Origin of the sequence: Kitasatospora sp. NPDC089913 (genome assembly GCF_044748625.1) — a bacterium.
Classification (GTDB): domain Bacteria; phylum Actinomycetota; class Actinomycetes; order Streptomycetales; family Streptomycetaceae; genus Kitasatospora.
The window spans coordinates 912,611-932,136 of record NZ_JBIVGI010000001.1; the positions used below are offsets into that span (position 1 = coordinate 912,611).

Consider the following 19,526-nt stretch of genomic DNA (forward strand, 5'->3'; position numbering starts at 1 on the left):
GATGCCCCGCCCACTCGCCCGCCGTACCCTGCTCACCGCCGCCTCCGCCTCCGGTGCGGCGCTCGCCCTGGCCGCCTGCTCCGCCCCGGGCGGCACGGCCGCCGCCGACCGCGCGCCGGCCGCCGCCACGCCCAGACCCGGCGGCCGGTTGCGCGCCCTGTTCGCCGGCGGAGGCGCCGACGAGACCCTCGACCCGCACCGGGTCAACCTGTTCGCCGACGCGGCCCGGGCCAAGGCGCTCCACGACAAGCTCGCCGACTTCGGCCCCGACCTCGCCGCCGTCCCCCGGCTCGCCGCCGGTTGGGAGCCGGGCCCGGGCCTCGACGTCTGGACCGTCCGGCTGCGCGAGGCGTCCTTCCACGACGGCCGCCCGGTCACCGCCGCCGACGTCCTGTACAGCTACCGCCGAATAGCCGACCCCAAGCGGGCGTTCCGGGCCCGGGCCTCGCTCGAACCGATCGACCTCGCCGCGAGCCGGGCCGCCGACCCGCGCACCGTGGAGTTCCGGCTGAACCGGCCGTGCGCCGAATTCCCCAATGTCCTGGCCGCGTTCGGCGCCTACATCGTCCCGGAGGGCGCCGAGGACTTCCGGGCACCGGTCGGCTCCGGGCCGTTCTCCTTCGTCTCCTTCGAGCCCGGCCGGTCCCTGCTGCTCCGGCGCTTCGACGGGCACTGGGACGGTGCCCCGCACGTCGACGAGCTGGAGATCCTGGCCGCGGCCGAGGAGTCCGCCCGCGCCAACGCGCTGCTGGCCGGACAGGCCGAGTACGCCCACGAGTTGGCGCCGGTCACCGCCCGCGCCCAGGCCTCCGGCGGGCGGATCGGCATCGTCCGGCTGCGCAACAGCGCCATGCAGGGCTTCGTCATGAAGACCGACCGGCCGCCCTTCGACGACCCCCGGGTCCGGCAGGCGTTCTTCCACCTGGTCGACCGGCAGGAGCTGGTCGACGGCGCGCTCTCCGGTGCCGGGGAGATCGGCAACGACCTGTTCGGCAAGGGCAGTCAGTACTACCCGGCCGGCCTTCCGCAGCGCACCCGGGACCTCGACCGGGCCCGCGCGCTGCTGCGCGAGGCCGGTGCCGAGGGGCTGCGGGTCACCCTCGACACCTCACCGGTCGCGGCCGGACTGGTCGAGGCGGCGGGCATCCTCAAGGACCAGGCCGCGCGGGCCGGAATCACGATCGAGGTGCGGGTGGGCAGCAAGGACACCTACTGGAAGGACATCCTGGACGGCGGAGTGCTCGCCTCCTTCCGCTCCGGCGCGATGCCGATCGAGTCCCACATCTCGCAGCGGCTGCTCTCCAGCTCCACCACCAACGCCACCCACTGGCGCCGCCCCGACTTCGACGACCTCTACACCCAGGCGCAGTCCACGGCCGACCCGGCGGCCCGCACCGCCCTCTACGAGCGGATGCAGCGCCGGCTGTTCGACGAGGGCGGACTGCTGGTGTGGGGCTTCGCCGACTGGATCGTCGGCCACTCCCCGCGGCTGCGCGGCGTGGCCGCGGACGCCCCGGCCAACACCCTCGACTGGGCCAGGTTCGACAAGGTCTGGCTGGCGTGACGGCGACGCCGCGCGGCTGGGTGCGGCGCCGGTTGCTGCTCGGCGCCGGGCAGATCGCGGCCGTCCCGATCCTGGTCTTCGCCCTCACCGAGGCGCTCCCCGGCGACGCCGCCGTGGTCGCCGCCGGGGACGACCCCGACCCGGCGCGGATCGCCGCGCTGCGGGCCGCGCTGCGGCTGGACCGCCCGGCCTTGGAGCGCTTCGCCGACTGGGCGGGCGAGTTGGCGCACGGCGATCTGGGCCGCTCCCTGGTCGGCGGCCGCCCGGTCGCCGACCTGCTCACCGCTGCCCTCGCCCCGACCCTGCTGCTGGCCGGGCTCACCCTGGCCCTGCTCGTCCCGGCGGCGGTCGGCCTCGGGCTGCTCGCCGCCCGGCGGGAGGGCGGTCCGCTGGACCGCGCCGTCAGCACGGTCACCCTCGGGGTCTACGCGGTACCGGAGTTCGCCCTCGGCGTGCTGCTGACGGCGGTGTTCGCGCTGCGGCTGGGCTGGCTCCCGCCGACCGCCGTCGGCGGGATCGGAGGCCGGCCCGCCGTTCTGGTCCTGCCGGTCGTCGTGCTGCTGGCCCGCCCGGTCTGCTCGACCGCGCGGCTGGTCCGGGCCGGACTGCTCGACGCCATGGCGGCCCCGTACGCCGTGCACGCGCTGCGCTGCGGCGTCCCGGTGAACCGGGTCCGGCTCGGCCACGCGCTGCCCAACGCCCTCGCCCCGGTGGTCCAGCACCTCGCGCGGACCGCCGAGTGGCTGCTCTGCGGGGTGATCGTGGCGGAGGCCCTGTTCGTGGTCCCCGGGCTCGGCACCGTGCTGCTGGACGCCGTCGCCGCCCGCGACGTGCCGGTGGTCCAGGGCCTGGCGGTGCTGTTCGGCGCCGTGACCGTGCTGCTGAACCTCGCCGCCGACCTCGCCGCCCGCCGCCTCGCCCCCCGAACGGAAGTCGCCGTATGACCGCCCCGCCCTCTGCCGCCCCGCCCCGTGCTGTTCCGTCCGCCGTCGACCGCCGATCCGGCAGCCGTCCCGTCGGCCACCGGCCCGAGGGCGGCCGGCCCGCCGGTCACACCACCGCCCGCCGCTGCGACTGCGGCGTCTGCCGGGCCCTGGCCCGGCGCTGCCGGTGGCTGGTCCACCGGGTCGGCGGCTCCGTCGCCGGGCGCCGCCGGGCCAGGGCCTCGGTGGCACCGTGAGGCGCTACGCGCTCGGGCTCGCGCTGGTCGCGGTGCCGCTGCTGCTGGCCCTCGGCGGGCCGCTGCTGGCGGGCGGGCCGGAGCCGCGCGGGGTGTCCTTCACGACCGGCGGCGGCCACTGGCTGGGCACCGACTTCGCGGGTCGCGACGTCCTGCGCCAAGTCCTGCTCGGGGGGCGCCCGGTGGTGCTGGTGGCGGTCACCGCGACCGTCCTCGGGTACGCGCTGGCGCTGCCGCTCGCGCTGGCCGCCGCGCTGACCGGGCGGTCCTGGGTCGAGGAGCTGCTGCTGCGTCCCCTGGACGTGCTGCTCGCCGTACCGGCCCTGCTCCTGGTCCTGCTGGTGGCCACCGCCGCGGAGCCGGGACCGGCCGGGCTGGCCGTCCTGGTCGGGGTGACGGCGGTGCCGGACATCGCCCGGGTCGCGCACGCGGCGGCCGTGGCGGCGGCCTCCCGCCCGGTGGTCGAGGCGCTGCGGCTGCACGGCGAGTCCTGGTGGCGGATCGCCTTCGGGCAGGTCGCCAGGACGATCCGGCGCACCCTGGCCGCCGACGCGGGCACCCGGCTGGTGGGCGCCCTGTACCTGGTGGCGACGGCGGCCTTCCTCGGCGTCGGGGTGGGGCCCGACACCGCCGACTGGGCGGTGATGGTGGACCGCAACCGGGCGGGGCTGTTCCTGCAGCCCTGGGCGGTGGTGGTCCCGGCGCTGCTGGTGGCCGGCCTGTCGACCGGCACCAATCTGCTGTTCGACGCGGCCCTGGCCCCGTCGGGCCGACGCGCTCGGGGAGCGGACCGGCGCACTCCGGGAGCCGTGACGTGAGCCGCGACGTGAGCCGCGACGCGAGCGGGCCCGTGCTGGCCGCCGTGGAGGGCCTGCGGGTGCGGGTCGGCGCCCGGGTCCTGGTGGACGGGGTGTCCCTGCGGGTGCGCGCGGGCCGGGTGACGGCCCTGGTGGGACCGTCCGGCAGCGGCAAGACGACGACCGCGCTCGCCCTGCTGGGCGCCCGTCCCGACGGTGCCCGGGTGTCCGGCACGATCTCCGTCGCCGGGGCGGGCGGCGTCCCGGTCGGCCATGTGCCGCAGCACCCCGCTACGGTGCTCAACCCGGCCCGTCGGGTGGGCGTCCTGCTGCGCGACCTCGCCAGGGTGCACGGCGGCGGCCCGGAGGCCGTTCGCCGCGCCCTCCGCGATGCCGAACTGTCGGAGGTGGAGAGCCTGTTGCGCCGCTACCCGCACCAGCTCTCCGGCGGCCAGCAGCAACGCCTGGTGCTCGCACAGGCGTTGCTCACCGGAGCGCGGGTGATCGTCGCCGACGAACCCACCACCGGCCAGGACCCGGCCACCGCGCACCGGCTGGCCGCCCTGTTCGGCCGGCTCGCCGCGCGCGGCACCGGGCTGCTGCTGCTCACCCACGACCTCGCCCTGGTCCGGGCGTCGGCCGACGAGGTGGTGCTGCTGGCCGACGGCCGCGCGGTGCGGGCGGGCCCACCCGACGAGGTCCTGCCCGCGCCTGCCCGACCGGAGCCGCCTGCCCGACCGGAGCCGCTCGTCCGCGCGGAGCCGCCGCTCGCCCACCCGGTGCCGGCTGCCCGCCGGGAGCTGTCGCCGGTCCGGCTCGAGGCGAGGGGCCTCACCGCCCGCCACCCGGGCGGCGCGGTGGTGCTGCGCGAGGTCGGGCTGAGCCTGCGGGCGGGGGAGTGCCTCGCCCTCACCGGTCCCACGGGCAGCGGCAAGACCACCCTGGGCCGCTGCCTGGCGGGGCTGCACCCGCGCCACGAGGGCACCGTCCTGCTGGACGGCGAGCCGCTGCCGAGCAGCGTCCGGCGGCGCGGACCGCGACGGCTGGCGGCCGTGCAGTACGTCTTCCAGGACGCCCGGTCGGCCTTCGCGGACCACCGCCCGGTGCTGGACCAGGTCGCCCGGGCGGCGGTCCGGCTGCGCGGCCGCACCCCGGCGGCCGCCGCGGCGGAGTCCGCCGACCTGCTCGCCGACCTCGGCCTCGACCCGGCGAAGGCCGCCCGGCCGCCCGGCGGGCTCTCCGGCGGCGAGCTCCAGCGGGCGGCGCTGGCAAGGTCGTTGATCGTCGGCCCGGCGGTCCTGGTGTGCGACGAGATCACCGCGGGACTGGACGCGGACACCCGGGCCTCGATCCTGGCGCACCTCGCCGACCGCCGGGACCGGGCGGGCCTGGCGCTGCTGTTCGTCTCCCACGATCCGGCGGCCGTCGCAGCCCTGGCCGACCGGGTGGTCACGCTGGCCGACGGCCGGCTGCACCCCGCCTCGGCGGCTCACCCGTTCGGGCGACAGGACGCCGCCCCGCCCGGGTAGCACCGGCGGTCGTCCTCCGGACCGGCACGGGCCCGCCGCCGCCGCGCCGCGGTGGCCGCCCGGCGGGGACGCCCCGGTCGTCGCGCGGTGCGGCCGGGGGCGCACCCAGGCCGGGCGCGCGCTCCCGCTCCCGGCCCTCCCGCCACCGTCACCAACGCCCCACCGGGCCCACACCCGCCCCCCGCGCGCTGATGCGGCACGAATTGTCGGACACGTCCTAGGCTGAACCCGCCCGGACGGCCGGACGGCCGTGGGAGTCGGGAGGGGCCCGGCGGCCGGGATCTCGGAGGTGGTGCGCGATGGGCAGCGATGCGATGACGGCCGAGGTGCGCTGCGTGGCGGCCGTCCCGTGCTGGGTGAGCCTGATGGCCCGCGACCTCGACACCGTCCGGGCCTTCTACGGGCCCTTGCTGGGCTGGGAGTTCGAGCCGGGACCGGACCGCTTCGGCCCGTACGAGCACGCGGTGGTCGGCGGCGAGGCGGTGGCCGGGGTCGGGGTGGCGGGCGGCGGGTGGGACATGCCGGTCGCCTGGACCAGTTACTTCGGCACCGAGAGCGCCGACGCGGCCGCCGACGCGGTGCGCGAGCGCGGGGCGACCCTCGCGGTCGGTCCGCTGTCCTTCGACGGCGACCGGCTGGCGTTGGCGGCCGACCCGGCGGGTGCGGTGTTCGGGATCTGGGAGGGCCCGCCCGGCCGGGCGCGGCGGCTGGACCTGCTGGGCGCGCCGGTCTGGATCGAGCTGCGCACCCCGGACCCGTTCGCGGCGGCGCTGTTCTACGGCGAGGTGTTCCGCTGGGACGGACGCGACCCGGAGCGGTTCGAGGTCCGCTGGGAGCACGACCGGGTGGTGCTGCGGGCGGAGGGACACAGTGTCGCCGCGCTGGCCCGGGAGCAGGCGGGCGGGCCGACGGGGCTGACCCCGCACTGGGAGGTCTCCTTCTCCGTGCCTGACACCGACGAGGCGCTGGTCCGGGCGGAGCGGCTCGGCGGCAGCGTGCTCGGCCCGGCCTTCGACTCGCCGTACGGGCGGGTGGCCCGGCTGCGGGACCCGGAGGGCGGCCGCTTCGCGGTGATCAGCGCCAAGCCCTGAACCGCGCCTCCGCCTCCCCGCGCCGCCACCCCGCGCTCGACCGCGCCTCCGCCCTCGCCCGAACCCTCGCCCGGACCCGCCCCGTCCTACGGCCCGGCCCCGGCGATCTCCGCCCGCTCGGCCCGCAGCCGTTCGCCGAGCGCGGCCCGCTCGGCGGCCGGCAGGGCCTTGCGGGCAGCGGTGAAGAGCTGTTTCTCCTCGGTCGCCAGGTGCCGCCGCAGCACCTCGGTGAGCCCGCTCAGCAGGATGCCCAGCGCCGGGTCACCGGAGGGCAGGGCCTGGAGGTCGGCGAGGTACTGGCCGATCGCGAGGTGGTCGTGGATGCACCGGAACACCACCGCGCCACCGTCCGGCACATCGTGCTGGACGAGCGGGAAGAGGTGTTCCTCCTCGGCCGCGCAGTGGCTGAGCAGCAGGTCGGTGAGCTGGTCCAGCAGTGCTCCCGGCGCCCGGTCCTCGGCCAGGCCGGCCTCGATCCGTACGAGCAGATCCTCCACCGCGCGGTGCTCCGCGGTGAACTCACCCAGGATGTCCGGCCTGCGGCTCATGGCGCGCCCGCCTCTTCTCCGTCGACGTCCGGTGCGCCCCCCGACATCTCCAGTATCCGGCGTGGCCCGGGCGAGCGGGGTGTCCACCGGACCTGGCGGCGGACGGCGCCCGGTCCGCCGCGGGTTCGACGGGCGCCGTGCCGCCGTGCGTTCAGGGGCGGTCCCGCCGCCCGGCGAGGGCCAGCAGCCGGGTCTGCGGCCCGGCGTCCGGGGCCACCGGGAGCGGCGGGTCGAACAGTCCGCTGCCGGAGAGGTCCCCGTAGCCGGCGAACTCGGCGAGCGCGAAGTCGACCAGGTCCTCCGGGAGCCGGGTGTCCCGGCCGATGCCCTCGGCGAGGTCCCAGCTGTGGACGACGGCGTCGGTGGTGAGCTGGTCCAGGTAGTACTGGCCGGGGACGTCGCCGAAGGAGAGGTGCACGGTGAGCTCGGTGGCGCCGGGGACGGCGAAGGCCTCGCGGGCGGCTTCGGCGGCGGCCGTCCAGGCGGCGACCGGGTCGTCACCGAGGACGTCGCCGTCGAAGCGGCCGCCGACCTCGGAGATCGTCGCGCCCATCAGCAGCTCGGGCACCCAGAGCTGCTCGCCGGTGAGGTGGTTGACCAGATCGCGGACACTCCAGTCGGTGCAGGGGGTGGGCGCGTCCCACTGGCCGGGGGTGACCAGCCGGATCCGTTCGGTGAAGGCTGCGAGGGCCTCGGTGTGCGGGGTGCCCCGGTCGGCCGGCCGTCGGTGTTCGTTGCGATGTGCCATGTCCTGAGCGTGCCCCGCCACGCGCGTCCGTACGCCGGTCTACACCACTTGTGACCCGGTCACGCCAATATCTTCGGTTCGTTCGGTTGTTCAAATTCAAACTTCCAGGTACGGTCGACACACCCCAGCTGGTTCGAATTTGAACAAACAGATTCGGCCGGTATCGACGAACCCCCCTTTCTGATGGAGACGCGCATGCCGAGCAGCAGCCCGAGCACGACCGCCGCCACCACCCCCCTTGCCGCAGCCGGGTCGGACCCCGGCTCGGCGATCACCTCCCCGCACGCCTACGACGTCGGCCTCCTGCTGCTGCGGGTGGCACTCGGCCTGACCATGGCCGCGCACGGCAGCCAGAAGCTGTTCGGCTGGTTCGGCGGCGGCGGCCTCGACGGCACCGGAAAGTTCTTCGAGGCGAAGGGCTACCCGGCGGCGAAGTTCATGGCCGTCGTGGCCGGCCTCACCGAGGCCGGCGGCGGACTGGCGCTGGCCGTCGGCCTGCTGACCCCGCTGGCCGCCGCCGCGATCCTCGGCACCATGCTCAACGCCCTGGCCGTCACCTGGAGCAGCACCTTCTTCGCCGCCAAGGGCGGCAGCGAGTACGAACTCCTGCTGATCGCGGCCGCGGCGGCGCTCGCCCTGACCGGGCCCGGCCGCTACGCCGCGGACCGCTACCTGCCGGTGGTGCGCGCGCACCGGCTGAGCTACGGCGCGGCCGCCGTGGTGCTCGCCCTGGTCACCGCGGGCGCCGTGCTCCTGGCCCGCAACTGACCCGGGGTGCAACCGGCTCGGGGCGCAACTGACCCTGGGTGCAACTGCTCCGGAGCACACGGCCGTTGAGGTCGTGATCCCCCGCGAAGGCCGCCGGTCCACCGACCGGCGGCCTTCGCCGTTCCGTGGTCGAGCGGTGAATTTCCCGTGCGGGCGGGGCAGTTGCCGGAGATTCTCCGTCCCGAGGCTTCCCCGGCCTTGTGATGTATGCCATTGTACATGTCACACTCCCCAACGGTGTTCGGCGCCACCGCCCCAACGGTGCGCCACAACGGCCCTCATCACCCCCACTGGTCGCACCCCCAGGCGACCGACGAAGGCCCGGAGGCCCCCACGTGAGAACCGCACGCCCTTTAACGCAAATGCCGCACGTAGCAAAGCTCCTGACGCTGATCCTGGCGCTGTTCGTGACGGTCGGCCTGTTCGCCCCGCGCGCCCAGGCGGCCACCGACCGGACCCGTCCGGACTTCGGCGGCGGCTCTCCCGCCGCCACCTCGGCCGGCCCGGCCGGGCTCGCCCCGAGGCCCGCCGTCGGTGACACCCCCGACACGGGCGGCAAGAACCGGCCGGTCCCGGCCCGGGACCGCGCCCCGTTCTCGACCGCCTCGCCGGACCGCTCCGACAGCCCGTCGGCGGCCCACCGGCAGGCGGAGATCGTCAAGACCTTCGGCGCGGCCGCTCCCAAGGCCCTCGCCGAACAGCCCTGCAACATCCCGGACTTCACCGGTCGCACCGGCAGTGCCCTGGTCCAGGCGGTCAAGGCCGCCGACCTCGGCTGCATCAACAGCCTGTTCAACCTGGTCGGTACCGACGCGCGCGGCGCCTTCCGCGAGGCCCAGATGGTCTCGGTGGCCGACGCCCTGCGCGCCAACGCCGCCGCCTACCCGGGCGACAACTCCACCTCCACCGGCCAGTTGGTGCTCTTCCTGCGGGCCGGGTACTTCGTGCAGTGGTACCACGCCTCCGACGTCGGCACCTACGGCACCGCCCTGCAGACCTCGATCCGCGGCGCGCTGGACGCCTTCTTCAACAGCGCGCACTCCCGCGACGTCACCTCCGCCAACGCCGGCACCCTCGGCGAGGCGATCACCCTGATCGACAGCGCGCAGGAGAACGTCCGCTACCTCCCCGTGGTGAAGCGGCTGCTGGGCGCCTACGACGCCGCCACCCACAACCCGGCCAACATGGGCAACGCGCTGAACAGCGTGTTCACCGTGCTGTGGCGCGGCCACCAGACCACCGGTTTCGTCGACGCGGTGGCGGCCGACCCGAGCGTGCTCGACGCGCTGTACTCCTTCGCGGCCGCCAACAGTGGTCTGCTCGGCGGCGACTACACCTTCCTGGTCTACAACGCCACCCGCGAGCTGGGCCGGTTCGTCCAGTACCCGGTGCTCCAGGCCAAGGTGCGCCCGCTGCTGAAGGGGCTGGCCGACCGCTCCTCGCCCAGCGGCACCACCGCCTACCAGTGGGCCGCCGTCGCCGAGATGACCGACGCCTACGACAACGGCAACTGCTCGTACTACGGCACCTGCGACTCCGCGGCCCGACTCAAGTCGGCCGTCCTGAAGGTGAGTTACACCTGCAGCTCGAGCATCCGGATCCTGGCCCAGGCGCTGGACCCGACTCAGCTGGCGACCGCCTGCACCAGTCTGACCGGCCAGGACGCGTACTTCCACGGCGTGGTCAAGGACAACGGTCCGGTCGCGGACGACCGGAACACCACCATCGAGGTCGTGGTCTTCCACAGCTCCTTCGACTACGGGGTGTTCGCCGCCTCCATCTACGGCATCAACACCGACAACGGCGGCATGTACCTGGAGGGCAAGCCGAACGAGGTCGGCAACCAGCCGCGCTTCCTGGCCTACGAGGCCGAGTGGGCGCGCCCGGACTTCCAGGTCTGGAACCTCAACCACGAGTACACCCACTACCTCGACGGCCGGTACGACATGTACGGCGACTTCGACGCCGGCGTGACGACCCCGACCATCTGGTGGATCGAGGGCTTCGCGGAGTACATCTCCTACTCGTACCGCAAGGTGAACTACGACGCGGCGATCTCCGCCGCCGGCCTGCACACCTACAAGCTCTCCACGCTGTTCGACACCACCTACGAGAACACCGACACGGAGCGCACCTACCGCTGGGGCTACCTCGCGGTGCGCTACATGCTGGAGCAGCACCGGGCCGACGTGGACACCGTGCTCGGCAAGTACCGCGCCGGTGACTGGAACGGCGCCCGCACCGTGCTCAAGACCACCATCGGTACCCGCTACGACGCCGACTTCGACGCCTGGCTGACCCGCTGCGCTGCCGGTGCCTGCTCCGGCAGCACCAACCCGCCCGGCAACCAGCCGCCCACCGCGGCCTTCACCACCGCGATCGGCGAGCTGGCGGTCACCTTCGTCAACCGCTCCACCGACCCGGACGGCAAGATCGCCGCCTACGCCTGGGACTTCGGCGACGGCACCAGCGCCACCACCGCCAACCCGACCAAGTGGTACACCAAGGCCGGTACCTACACCGTCACCCTCACCGTGACCGACGACAAGGGCGCCACCGCGAGCGCCCGGCAGAACGTCACCGTGGCGGGCCTGCCGGAGTGCTCCGGCGCCGACCCGCGCCAGCTGGACAAGAACTGCCGCCGCAGCAACCTCTCGGCGGGCACCGGCAACTACGCCCACTTCTACCTGTACCTCCCGGCCGGGGTGAAGCAGCTCAAGCTCACCAGCACGGGCGGCACCGGCAATGCCGACCTCTACTACAACGCCACCAGCTGGGCGTACACCAACTCGTACACCGCCAAGTCCACCAACGCGAGCAACAACACCGAGACCCTGACCATCGCCAACCCGCCGGCCGGCTACGTCTACGTGAGCCTCTACGGCCAGCAGGCTTTCTCCGGCGCGAACATCAAGGCCGAGTACTGAGGCCGGAGGTCTGATCCCGGAGTTGTGATCCCGGATGCATCCGGCAGTACCCGGAGGCCCCCGGCGGCGCGCGAACGGCGCGCCGCCGGGGGCCTCCCCGCGTCCGGCCCCGGAGCGGACGCACCGGTATTGCACCGACCGGTCCAAAAAGGCTAACGTGCTGCCATGGCGAGACCGCGCACCTTCGACGAGGGCCGCGCGCTCGACGCGGCGATGCACGCGTTCTGGGCGAACGGCTACGAGGCCACCTCCACGCAGGACCTCTGCGAGGCGACCGGTCTCGGGCGGAGCAGCATCTACAACACGTTCAGCGGCAAGCACGACCTGTTCAAGCGGTCGCTGGCCCGCTACATCGAGCTGATGACCGTCCCGCAGATCGAGCTGCTGGAGGATCCGGGGCTGCCGCCGCTGGAGCGGATCCGGGTCCTGCTCGCGCGGATCGTGGAGGGGGAGTTCGAGCACCGTCCGGAGGGTCGCAGCATCGGCTGTCTGACCGTGAACACCGTGGTGGAGCTGGCCGGACGCGACCCGGAGGCGGACGCGATGCTGGTCCGCGACCAGGAGGTGCGGCTCGCCGCGCTGTGGGCCGCGATCGCCGCCGGGCAACTGGCGGGCGGGATCGCCGGCCGGCGGGCGCCGGAGGAGCTGGCCCGCTTCGTCAACGCGGTGATCGGCGGGATGCGGGTCGCCGCCAAGGGCGGGGCCGACCGGGCCGCCGTCGAGGCCGTGGCCGCCACCGCCCTGGACGCCCTCACCCCCTGACCCGCCCTGCGCGACCCGAGTGACCCGCCCGACCCGCGCGCCCTGAGCGACCCGCCCGACCCGCCCTGAGCGATCCGCCCCGGGAGCGCGTTCGCGTGCCCCGGCGTGCCCACGTCCGCCCTCATTCTGTACCGATCCATCCAAAATCAACGGGGGAGCCCTTCCCATGCCACGTGCCGTGTACGTCCTCGCTCTCGGCGTCTTCGCGATGGTGACCAGCGAGTTCGCCGTCGCCGGGTTGATGCCCCAGCTGGCGGAGGGCCTCGACGCCACCGTCCCGCAGATCGGCTACCTGATCACCGCCTTCTCGGTGGCGATGTCCTTCGGCGGCCCGTTCCTGGCCGTCGCCCTCCTCCGGATGCGCCAGAAGGCCGCGCTGATGCTCCTGTTCGCGATCTTCCTGGTCGGAAACCTGCTCGCCGCGACCGCCTCCGGCTATCCGGTGATGCTGGTGGCCCGGGTGGTCTCCGGCGTCGCGGCGCAGGCCTTCTTCGGCATCTCGATCTCGCTCTGCGCCCAGCTGGCCCGTCCGGAGGTCCGCGGTCGGGCGATAGCCGTCCTGATGAACGGCCTCATGCTCGGCACGCTGCTCGGCCTGCCGCTCGCCACCGTGATCGGCGAGCACCTCGGCTGGCGCGCGGCGTTCTGGGCGGTGGCCGTCCTCACTGCCGCGGTGGCGCTGTGCACCCTCGCCGGGGTCCCGGACGCCGACCACGCCGAGGGCACCGGCTCGCTCCGGGACGAGCTGGGCGCGCTGCGCGACCGGCGGCTGTGGCTGGCCTTCGTCACCAGCACCCTGATCATCGGCGCGACCTTCACGCTGTTCAGCTACGTCAATCCGATCCTGACCGGGCTCACCGGCTTCTCGGCCGGGTCCGTCCCGCTGCTGCTCGTCGCCTACGGCGCGGCGACCGTGCTCGGCAACACGGTGGTCGGCCGGCTCGCCGACCGGTACGCGCTGCCGGTGCTGGCGACCGGGCTGGCGCTGAACACCCTGTTCCTGGCGGGTCTCGCGCTGCTCGCCCAGTTCCGGGTGCCCGCCGTCGCCCTGCTGCTGGGTGTCGGTCTGGTTGGGGTCACCATGAACCCCGCGATGGCCTCCAGGGTCCAGCGGATCGGCGGTTCCCGCCCGCTGGTGAACACCGTCCACAACTCCTTCATCACGCTGGGCGTCATCCTCAGCTCGCTGCTCGGCGGCCTCGCCATCGACGCGCTCGGTCTGCGTGCCGTGCTGTGGCTCGGCACCGCGATGGCCGCCGCGGGACTGCTGACGCTGCTCCCGGACGCCCTGCGCGCGCGTCGCAGTGCGGTCCCGGAACAGGGGTCGGGCGCTGGGGGGAATATCCGCCGCGGGCCGGATGCTAAGGTGGTTGAAACTTTGACGATCGGATCCTGAACCGGTTTCCGGGCGGGATCAGCCAGGAGTGTGGTGAGCACCATGCAGTTCGGAATCTTCACCGTCGGCGATGTCACCCCCGACCCGACCACCGGCCGCACCCCGACCGAGCACGAGCGGATCAAGGCGACCGTGGCCATCGCGCGCAAGGCGGAGGAGGTCGGCCTGGACGTCTTCGCGACCGGTGAGCACCACAACCCGCCGTTCGTGCCGTCCTCCCCGACCACGCTGCTCGGCTACATCGCCGCGCAGACCGAGCGCATCATCCTCTCCACCTCGACCACGCTGATCACCACCAACGACCCGGTGAAGATCGCCGAGGACTACGCGGTGCTCCAGCACCTCTCCGACGGCCGGGTGGACCTCATGATGGGCCGCGGCAACACCGGCCCGGTGTACCCGTGGTTCGGCAAGGACATCCGCCAGGGCATCCCGCTCGCGATAGAGAACTACGCACTGCTGCACCAGCTGTGGCGCGAGGACGTGGTCGACTGGTCGGGCCGCTTCCGCACCCCGCTGCAGTCCTTCACCGCGACCCCGCGTCCGCTGGACGGCGTCCCGCCGTTCGTCTGGCACGGCTCGATCCGCAGCCCGGAGATCGCCGAGCAGGCCGCCTACTACGGCGACGGCTTCTTCGCGAACAACATCTTCTGGCCCAAGGAGCACTTCCAGAAGCTGGTGAACCTCTACCGGGAGCGCTACGCCCACTACGGGCACGGCACGCCCGAGCAGGCGATCGTCGGCCTGGGCGGCCAGGTGTTCATGCGCAAGAACTCGCAGGACGCGGTGCGGGAGTTCCGTCCGTACTTCGACAACGCGCCGGTGTACGGCCACGGCCCGTCGCTCGAGGAGTTCACCGCCGAGACCCCGCTCACCGTCGGCAGCCCGCAGGAGGTGATCGAGAAGACCCTGGCCTTCCGCGACACCTTCGGCGACTACCAGCGCCAGCTGTTCCTGATGGACCACGCCGGCCTGCCGCTGAAGACCGTGCTGGAGCAGCTGGACCTGCTCGGCGAGGAGGTCGTGCCGGTGCTGCGCGAGGAGTTCGCCAAGGGCCGCCCGGCCGGTGTCCCGGACGCGCCGACCCACGCCACCAGGCTGGCGGCCGAGCGCGCCCGTCACCGGCAGGGTTCCGACACCGCCGAGCAGACCGAGCAGGCCGAGCAGACCGTGGAGGTGGCCAAGTGACCGCGTACCGACTGGTGGTGATCAGTGCCGGACTGAGCAAGCCGTCCTCGACCAGGCTGCTCGCCGACCGGCTCGCCGATGCAACGGTCCGTCAGCTCGCTTCCGAGGGGCGGGAGATGGGCGTCCAGGTGGTCGAACTGCGGGACCTCGCCACCGACATCGCGCACAACTTCGTCACCGGCTTCCCCGGCCCCGCGCTGCGCGAGGCGATCGACGCGGTCGGCGGTGCGGACGCGCTGATCGCGGTGACGCCGATCTTCGCCGCCTCCTACAGCGGGCTGTTCAAGTCGTTCTTCGACGTGCTCGACCCGGACACCCTCACCGGCAAGCCGGTGCTGATCGCCGCCACCGGCGGCACCGCCCGGCATTCGCTCGCACTGGAGCACGCCGTCCGCCCGCTGTTCTCCTACCTGCGTTCGGTGGTCGTGCCGACCTCGGTGTACGCCGCCACCGACGACTGGGGCACCACGGGGGACCGCCTCACCGACGGCCTCCCGGGCCGGATCGACCGCGCTGCCGGAGAACTCGCCGGACTGCTCGCGGGCCGTGCCCCGAGCGGTCCGACCGGGGGCGGCGCGGCGCAGCAGGAGGCCGTGGTGCCGTTCGAGCAGCAACTGGCGGCACTGCGGGTCTGAGGGTGACGGGGGAGGGGCGGGAGAGGCGGGTCCGGAGGTTCCGGACCCGCCTCTTCGCGTGCCCTCACCCCACGCGTGCGTCGTACGAGGCGCGGGCCGTCGCGATCTCGCGCTGGTGCGTCTCGGTCCAGGTGACCAGGGAGCGGACGGTCTCGTGCAGCGTCCGCCCGAGCGGCGTCAGCGCGTAGTCGACCCGCGGCGGCACCACGGGGTGCACGGTCCGCTCGACCAGGCCGTCCCGCTCCAGCTGCCGCAGGGTGACGGTCAGCATCCGCTGGCTGACCCCGTCGATCTCCCGCCGCAGCTCGGTGAAGCGCAGCGAGCCCCGGTCGAGCAGCGCGATCACCAGCAGCGACCACTTGTCGGCGATCCGGTCGAGGATCTGCCGCACCTCGCAGTCCTCCCGGGTGTCCCACTGGAGCACGTCGTAGTCGTCCTCGGTAACCGCGCAGTGCGTCGGTGACTTCAAAGTGCCTTCTTCCATGCCCCCTGATGCTGCCTCAGGATGGCGGTGGTTACAAGAGGGAACCGACCGGACGAACGGGAACCGCCGCGTCCGGCCTCCCCACCCCCCGCGCGCTCCCAGGAGACCACTGTGTCCACGTCCTCAGCCGTGCCCGAAACCGGCCGCCCGGCCGCCGCCCCGGCCGGCTCGCCACCGTCCGACCCGGCCGACCCGTCCGCCCCGTCCGCCCGCTTCACCGGCCGGGAGGCGGCCGTCCTCCTCGTCCTCTGCGGCGCGATCTTCCTGGAGGGCATCGACGTCGCCATGCTCAATGTGGCGCTCCCGTCGATCCGCGCGGACCTCGGGATGGACACCGGCTCGCTGAGCTGGGTGCTGAGCGCCTACGTGCTCGGCTACGGCGGCTTCATGCTGCTCGGCGGCCGCACCGCCGACCTGCTGGGCCGGCGCCGGATGTTCCTCCTCTGGCTCACCGTCTTCGTGCTCTGCTCCGGTCTCGGCGGTCTGGCCGGCGCCCCCTGGGTCCTGATCCTGGCCCGCTTCGCCACCGGCCTCTCGGCGGCCTTCATGACTCCCGCCGGACTGGCCGTCATCACCACCGCCTTCGCCGAGGGCCCCCGCCGCAACCGCGCGCTGCTGGTCTACGCGGGCACCGCCGCGGCCGGTTTCTCCCTCGGCCTGGTGGCCGGCGGACTGCTCACCGCCGTCGGCTGGCGCTGGGTCTTCTTCGCCCCGGTGCTGCTCGCGGGCGGCCTGCTGGTCGCCGCCGTGCCGCTGCTCCCGCGCGACCGGCCGCCCGTCCGCCGCCCCGGCGAGCGCTTCGACCTGGGCGGCGCCGTCACCGTCACCGGCGCCATGCTGCTGCTCGTCCAGGCCGTGGTGCGGCTCGGCGAACCCGGCGCCACCGCCGGCCCGACCCTCGCCCTGTTCGCCGGCGGCACGGCCCTGCTGGCCGCCTTCGTGGCGATCGAACGGCGCTCGGCCGCCCCGCTGCTCCGCCTCGGCCTGCTCCGCTCCGGCCCGCTGCTGCGCGCGAACATCGGCGCGCTGCTGTTCGCGGCCTCCTTCTTCGGTTTCCAGTTCGTCGTCACCCTCTACCTCCAGGACCTGCGCGGCTGGTCCCCGCTGCAGACCGGCCTCGCCCTGCTCGCGGTCGGCGTGGACGCGGTGCTGGCGCCGACCCTCACGCCCCGGCTGGTGGAGCGCTTCGGCAACGTCCGGGTGATCCTCGGCGGCTTCTGCCTGGCGGTGGTCTCCTACGCGCTGTTCCTGCCGGTCGGGCCGGACTGGACGTATCCGATGATGTTCCCGACCATGCTCCTCACCGGGCTGGCCTTCGCCCTCGCCTACGGGCCGCTGACCATCGCCGCCACCGACGGCGTCGCCGAGGAGGAGCAGGGGCTGGCCGGCGGGCTGCTCAACACCGCCTTCCAGTTCGGCGCGGCGCTCGGCCTCTCGGCGGTCACCACCGTGAGCCTCACCGTCGGCGGCCCGGACGGCCTGCGGGCCGCGCTGGTGGTGCCGGTCGCGGCGGTCGCCCTCGGCGCCCTGGTCACCGCCCTCGGCCTGCGCCGCGCCCGCGGCTGACCGACGCCCGCTGTCCCCCTGCCCCGCCCCCGCCCCGCCCCACCCGGTGAGGGGCGGGGGCGGGCTCAGGCGGTCGTCAGGGGGACGGCGGCCTCGGGGGTGAGGAGGCGGGCGGTGAGGGACTCCTGGAGGTAGAGGGCGATGGTGTCGGCGGTGTGGGAGAGGTAGCCGACCGAGACGTCCTGGCCCAGGACGAGGGTGAAGTCGCCGCCGCGGGTGGAGAGGAGCAGGGCGCCCTCGATGGCGGGGGCCCAGATCAGTTCGCCGTCGAGGAGGCGGGCGATGTGGCTGGCGACGGGGTATCCGTGGTCCGAGGTCTCGTTGACGGCCGTGTACGCGTCGGCGCCGAGGAGCAGGGCGTAGGGGCCGCCCACTCCGGCGAGGCGGAGGGTGGTGAGGGCGCGACTCACGGCTTCCGGGTATTCGCGGACGTCGGCGGGGAGCGGGATGGCCGGGTTGGTGGCGGCGGCACGGATGCCCTCGATGCCGGCGGCCGGGTAGCCGTCGAAGAGGGCGCGGTCCTCGGTGAGGGCGAGGGTGCGGGCCGCCGCCTGTACGGGTGCCCAGTCGGAGTCACCGGAGCCGCGTTCGACGTCGTCGACGGCGGCGCGGTCGACCGAGAAGGGGACCCTGAGTTCGATCAGGGGGCGGACCTCGCGGGCGTGGGCCTGCACTCCGGGGGTGGGCGGCTCGATGGTGGTGAGGTGCCCGGTGCCGACCGCCGCGAGGGTGGGGCCGTCCGGGCCGGCCAGGTCGACGACCCGGCGGCCGGCGAGGTGGAGTTTGAAGGTCCGCCTGGCCTCCTCCTCGATCTCCTCCCAGGCCGCGGCGGAAACGGGGGCGAGTTGACGGTGCAGGTTGTTCATGACGCGGGGCTGCCTTTCAGGCTGCCGATGGCGAGGGAGCCGTCGGCGAGGAGAGCGGCGGTGGGGAGCACGGCGGCCGGGAGCGGGGCGGCGAGCGCGACGGGGGCGGCCGGCGCCGGTGGCGGGTCGGCGAGGAAGTCGGCGGTGGGGACGTGGAACAGCGTGCCGGTGACCGCGGTGGAGAAGTCGAGCAGGCGGTCGTGGGCGGCCGGACCCCGGCCCGTGAACATGTTGCGGATCATCTCCTCGGGCACCCCGGGGTCGCGCGCGTAGCCGATGAAGTAGGTGCCGGCCTCGCCGCGCCCCGCCGGACCGCCGTCCAGCCTGCCGAAGGGCATGTTGAACCGCAGGATCTGCCGCTCCTCGCCGTCCGGACCGGTGACGGAGGTGAGCGCGACGTGGGAGTCGGCGGGCTTGGCGGCGTCGTCGAACTCGATGTCGTCGGCCTTGCTGCGGCCGACCGCGCGTTCCTGCTGGTCGACGGTCAGGTGTTCCCAGGCGGCGAGGTCGTGCAGGTACTTCTGCACGATGACGTAGCTGCCGCCGGCGAAGTCCCGGTCCTCCTCGCCGATCAATACGGCCTCGGCGGCCTCCCGGCCCTCCGGGTTCTCGGTGCCGTCCACGAAGCCCAGCAGGTCCCGCGCGTCGTAGTAGGAGAAGCCGTTGGTCGCGTCGACGACGGTGGCGGCGCCGGAGAGCCGTCGGGTGATCCGGCCGGCGAGCTCCCAGCAGACGTCCATCCGGCCGGCCCGGATGTGCAGGAGCAGGTCGCCGGGGGTGGCCGGGGCGCGGTGGCGGGGGCCGGCCACCTCGGGGAAGGGGTGCAGGGCGGCCGGCCTGGGGCCGTCGAAGAGCCGGTCCCAGGCGTCGGAGCCGATGCCGGTGACGCAGGTGAGGCCGACGTCGGGGGCGCGGAAGGCGATGGCGTGGCGGAGGCCCGCGAGGTCGGGCAGCAGGGCGCGGACGGCGTTCTCGCCGCCGGGCTCGACCGTCAGGACCAGGAAGACCGCGGCGGTGGTGAGCGGCGTGAGGACCGGCTGCGGGGCCGGTGGGTCGGCGGGCTGGGGGTGGGGGGACTCTGGCGGCATGGGCGGACTCCGGTTTCCGGGGCCTGATCATCCGTACGATTACACCCCGGAGCGGACATTTCGGCGCGGGCTGCGGGCCGGTCGGCCGTACGTGCTCGCCCTCACGGACCCGGACACACGGAGGGCCGGCGCGACTCGCACCGGCCCGGGGTTCGGCCTAGCCGAACAGGACGCACCAGATCGCCACGAGATCCACGCAGGGCTCCTCGCCGGACCGATTGTCGGCGAACGGGCGGCTGGTGCGAAGGGACGAACGGCAGGGCTCGTCGATGTGTTCGAACACGGGTGGTCGTTCTCCTGCATCTGCTTGAATGATTGGCAATCTGCCGTGCCATTCCTAGCATTCGAGAGCCTGCTCGACAAGTCGGACCTGTCGGCGCCCCGCCTGT

19 protein-coding genes are annotated in these 19,526 nt (G+C 74.0%); 13 read left to right on the forward strand and 6 right to left on the reverse strand.

The features are described 5' to 3' along the window. Position 1 precedes the first annotated feature (1 nt). The 6 genes from ACIPYS_RS04115 to ACIPYS_RS04140 all read left to right on the forward strand — a co-directional run bounded on the left by ACIPYS_RS04115 (position 2) and on the right by ACIPYS_RS04140 (position 6,161). A complete protein-coding gene (locus tag ACIPYS_RS04115; protein ID WP_400742751.1) occupies positions 2-1,564 on the forward strand; it encodes an ABC transporter substrate-binding protein in 1,563 nt (520 codons plus the stop codon). Then, positions 1,552-2,508 carry an ABC transporter permease gene (locus ACIPYS_RS04120; RefSeq protein ID WP_400742870.1) on the forward strand — a complete coding sequence of 319 codons (957 nt, stop codon included), beginning with the start codon at positions 1,552-1,554 and terminating at the stop codon, positions 2,506-2,508. The genes ACIPYS_RS04115 and ACIPYS_RS04120 overlap by 13 nt, the downstream gene beginning before the upstream one ends. Continuing rightward, positions 2,505-2,744, forward strand: coding sequence for a hypothetical protein (locus tag ACIPYS_RS04125; protein ID WP_400742754.1), 240 nt, complete (start codon positions 2,505-2,507; stop codon positions 2,742-2,744). The genes ACIPYS_RS04120 and ACIPYS_RS04125 overlap by 4 nt, the downstream gene beginning before the upstream one ends. Continuing rightward, complete coding sequence (locus ACIPYS_RS04130; protein WP_400742757.1) at positions 2,741-3,562, forward strand: ABC transporter permease subunit; 822 nt, start codon at positions 2,741-2,743, stop codon at positions 3,560-3,562. Before ACIPYS_RS04125 ends, ACIPYS_RS04130 begins: the two co-directional genes overlap by 4 nt. Then, the gene (locus ACIPYS_RS04135; RefSeq protein WP_400742760.1) at positions 3,559-5,070 is read left to right on the forward strand and encodes an ABC transporter ATP-binding protein; all 1,512 of its coding nucleotides are present in this window, start codon (positions 3,559-3,561) and stop codon (positions 5,068-5,070) included. Before ACIPYS_RS04130 ends, ACIPYS_RS04135 begins: the two co-directional genes overlap by 4 nt. A 299-nt stretch (positions 5,071-5,369) precedes the next feature. Next, the gene (locus ACIPYS_RS04140; protein WP_400742763.1) at positions 5,370-6,161 is read left to right on the forward strand and encodes a VOC family protein; all 792 of its coding nucleotides are present in this window, start codon (positions 5,370-5,372) and stop codon (positions 6,159-6,161) included. Positions 6,162-6,247: 86 nt separating this feature from the next. Here the strand turns inward: ACIPYS_RS04140 and ACIPYS_RS04145 are convergent, their stop codons facing one another. Together ACIPYS_RS04145 and ACIPYS_RS04150 are read right to left on the reverse strand one after the other, a co-directional pair. Continuing rightward, the gene (locus ACIPYS_RS04145; protein WP_093862686.1) at positions 6,248-6,709 is read right to left on the reverse strand and encodes a hemerythrin domain-containing protein; all 462 of its coding nucleotides are present in this window, start codon (positions 6,707-6,709) and stop codon (positions 6,248-6,250) included. A 151-nt stretch (positions 6,710-6,860) separates the two neighbouring features. Next, entirely contained in the window at positions 6,861-7,457 is a 597-nt protein-coding gene (locus ACIPYS_RS04150; protein ID WP_400742767.1) for a TIGR03086 family metal-binding protein, read from the reverse strand. A gap of 195 nt (positions 7,458-7,652) precedes the next feature. Between ACIPYS_RS04150 and ACIPYS_RS04155 the strand changes: the two genes are divergently transcribed. The 6 genes from ACIPYS_RS04155 to ACIPYS_RS04180 all read left to right on the forward strand — a co-directional run bounded on the left by ACIPYS_RS04155 (position 7,653) and on the right by ACIPYS_RS04180 (position 15,133). Beyond that, positions 7,653-8,225 (forward strand): DoxX family protein, encoded by a 573-nt coding sequence (locus ACIPYS_RS04155; RefSeq protein WP_400742770.1) that lies wholly within the window; start codon positions 7,653-7,655, stop codon positions 8,223-8,225. A gap of 362 nt (positions 8,226-8,587) precedes the next feature. Next, positions 8,588-11,152, forward strand: a complete 2,565-nt coding sequence (locus tag ACIPYS_RS04160) for a collagenase (protein ID WP_093862689.1) — start codon at positions 8,588-8,590, stop codon at positions 11,150-11,152. A 165-nt stretch (positions 11,153-11,317) separates the two neighbouring features. Beyond that, entirely contained in the window at positions 11,318-11,914 is a 597-nt protein-coding gene (locus ACIPYS_RS04165; RefSeq protein ID WP_400742773.1) for a TetR/AcrR family transcriptional regulator, read from the forward strand. Positions 11,915-12,080: 166 nt separating this feature from the next. Then, a complete protein-coding gene (locus tag ACIPYS_RS04170) occupies positions 12,081-13,310 on the forward strand; it encodes an MFS transporter (RefSeq protein ID WP_400742775.1) in 1,230 nt (409 codons plus the stop codon). 42 nt (positions 13,311-13,352) lie between these two features. Continuing rightward, complete coding sequence (locus tag ACIPYS_RS04175) at positions 13,353-14,498, forward strand: LLM class flavin-dependent oxidoreductase (RefSeq protein ID WP_093865227.1); 1,146 nt, start codon at positions 13,353-13,355, stop codon at positions 14,496-14,498. Beyond that, on the forward strand, positions 14,495-15,133 hold the full coding sequence (locus ACIPYS_RS04180) for an FMN reductase (protein ID WP_093862692.1): 639 nt from the start codon (positions 14,495-14,497) through the stop codon (positions 15,131-15,133). Before ACIPYS_RS04175 ends, ACIPYS_RS04180 begins: the two co-directional genes overlap by 4 nt. Positions 15,134-15,197: 64 nt before the next feature. Here ACIPYS_RS04180 and ACIPYS_RS04185 read toward each other — a convergent pair whose 3' ends face one another. Next, on the reverse strand, positions 15,198-15,617 hold the full coding sequence (locus ACIPYS_RS04185) for a helix-turn-helix domain-containing protein (protein WP_093862693.1): 420 nt from the start codon (positions 15,615-15,617) through the stop codon (positions 15,198-15,200). Positions 15,618-15,728: 111 nt separating this feature from the next. Here ACIPYS_RS04185 and ACIPYS_RS04190 point away from each other — a divergent pair, with 111 nt between their 5' ends. Next, on the forward strand, positions 15,729-17,183 hold the full coding sequence (locus tag ACIPYS_RS04190) for an MFS transporter (RefSeq protein WP_400742780.1): 1,455 nt from the start codon (positions 15,729-15,731) through the stop codon (positions 17,181-17,183). A gap of 65 nt (positions 17,184-17,248) precedes the next feature. Here the strand turns inward: ACIPYS_RS04190 and ACIPYS_RS04195 are convergent, their stop codons facing one another. The 3 genes from ACIPYS_RS04195 to ACIPYS_RS04205 form a co-directional block, all read right to left on the reverse strand. Beyond that, the gene (locus ACIPYS_RS04195; protein ID WP_093862695.1) at positions 17,249-18,049 is read right to left on the reverse strand and encodes a family 1 encapsulin nanocompartment shell protein; all 801 of its coding nucleotides are present in this window, start codon (positions 18,047-18,049) and stop codon (positions 17,249-17,251) included. Further along, complete coding sequence (locus ACIPYS_RS04200) at positions 18,046-19,137, reverse strand: Dyp-type peroxidase (RefSeq protein WP_400742783.1); 1,092 nt, start codon at positions 19,135-19,137, stop codon at positions 18,046-18,048. Before ACIPYS_RS04200 ends, ACIPYS_RS04195 begins: the two co-directional genes overlap by 4 nt. A gap of 157 nt (positions 19,138-19,294) precedes the next feature. Next, positions 19,295-19,420, reverse strand: a complete 126-nt coding sequence (locus ACIPYS_RS04205) for a hypothetical protein (RefSeq protein WP_286158589.1) — start codon at positions 19,418-19,420, stop codon at positions 19,295-19,297. Between the last annotated feature and the right edge of the window lie 106 nt (positions 19,421-19,526).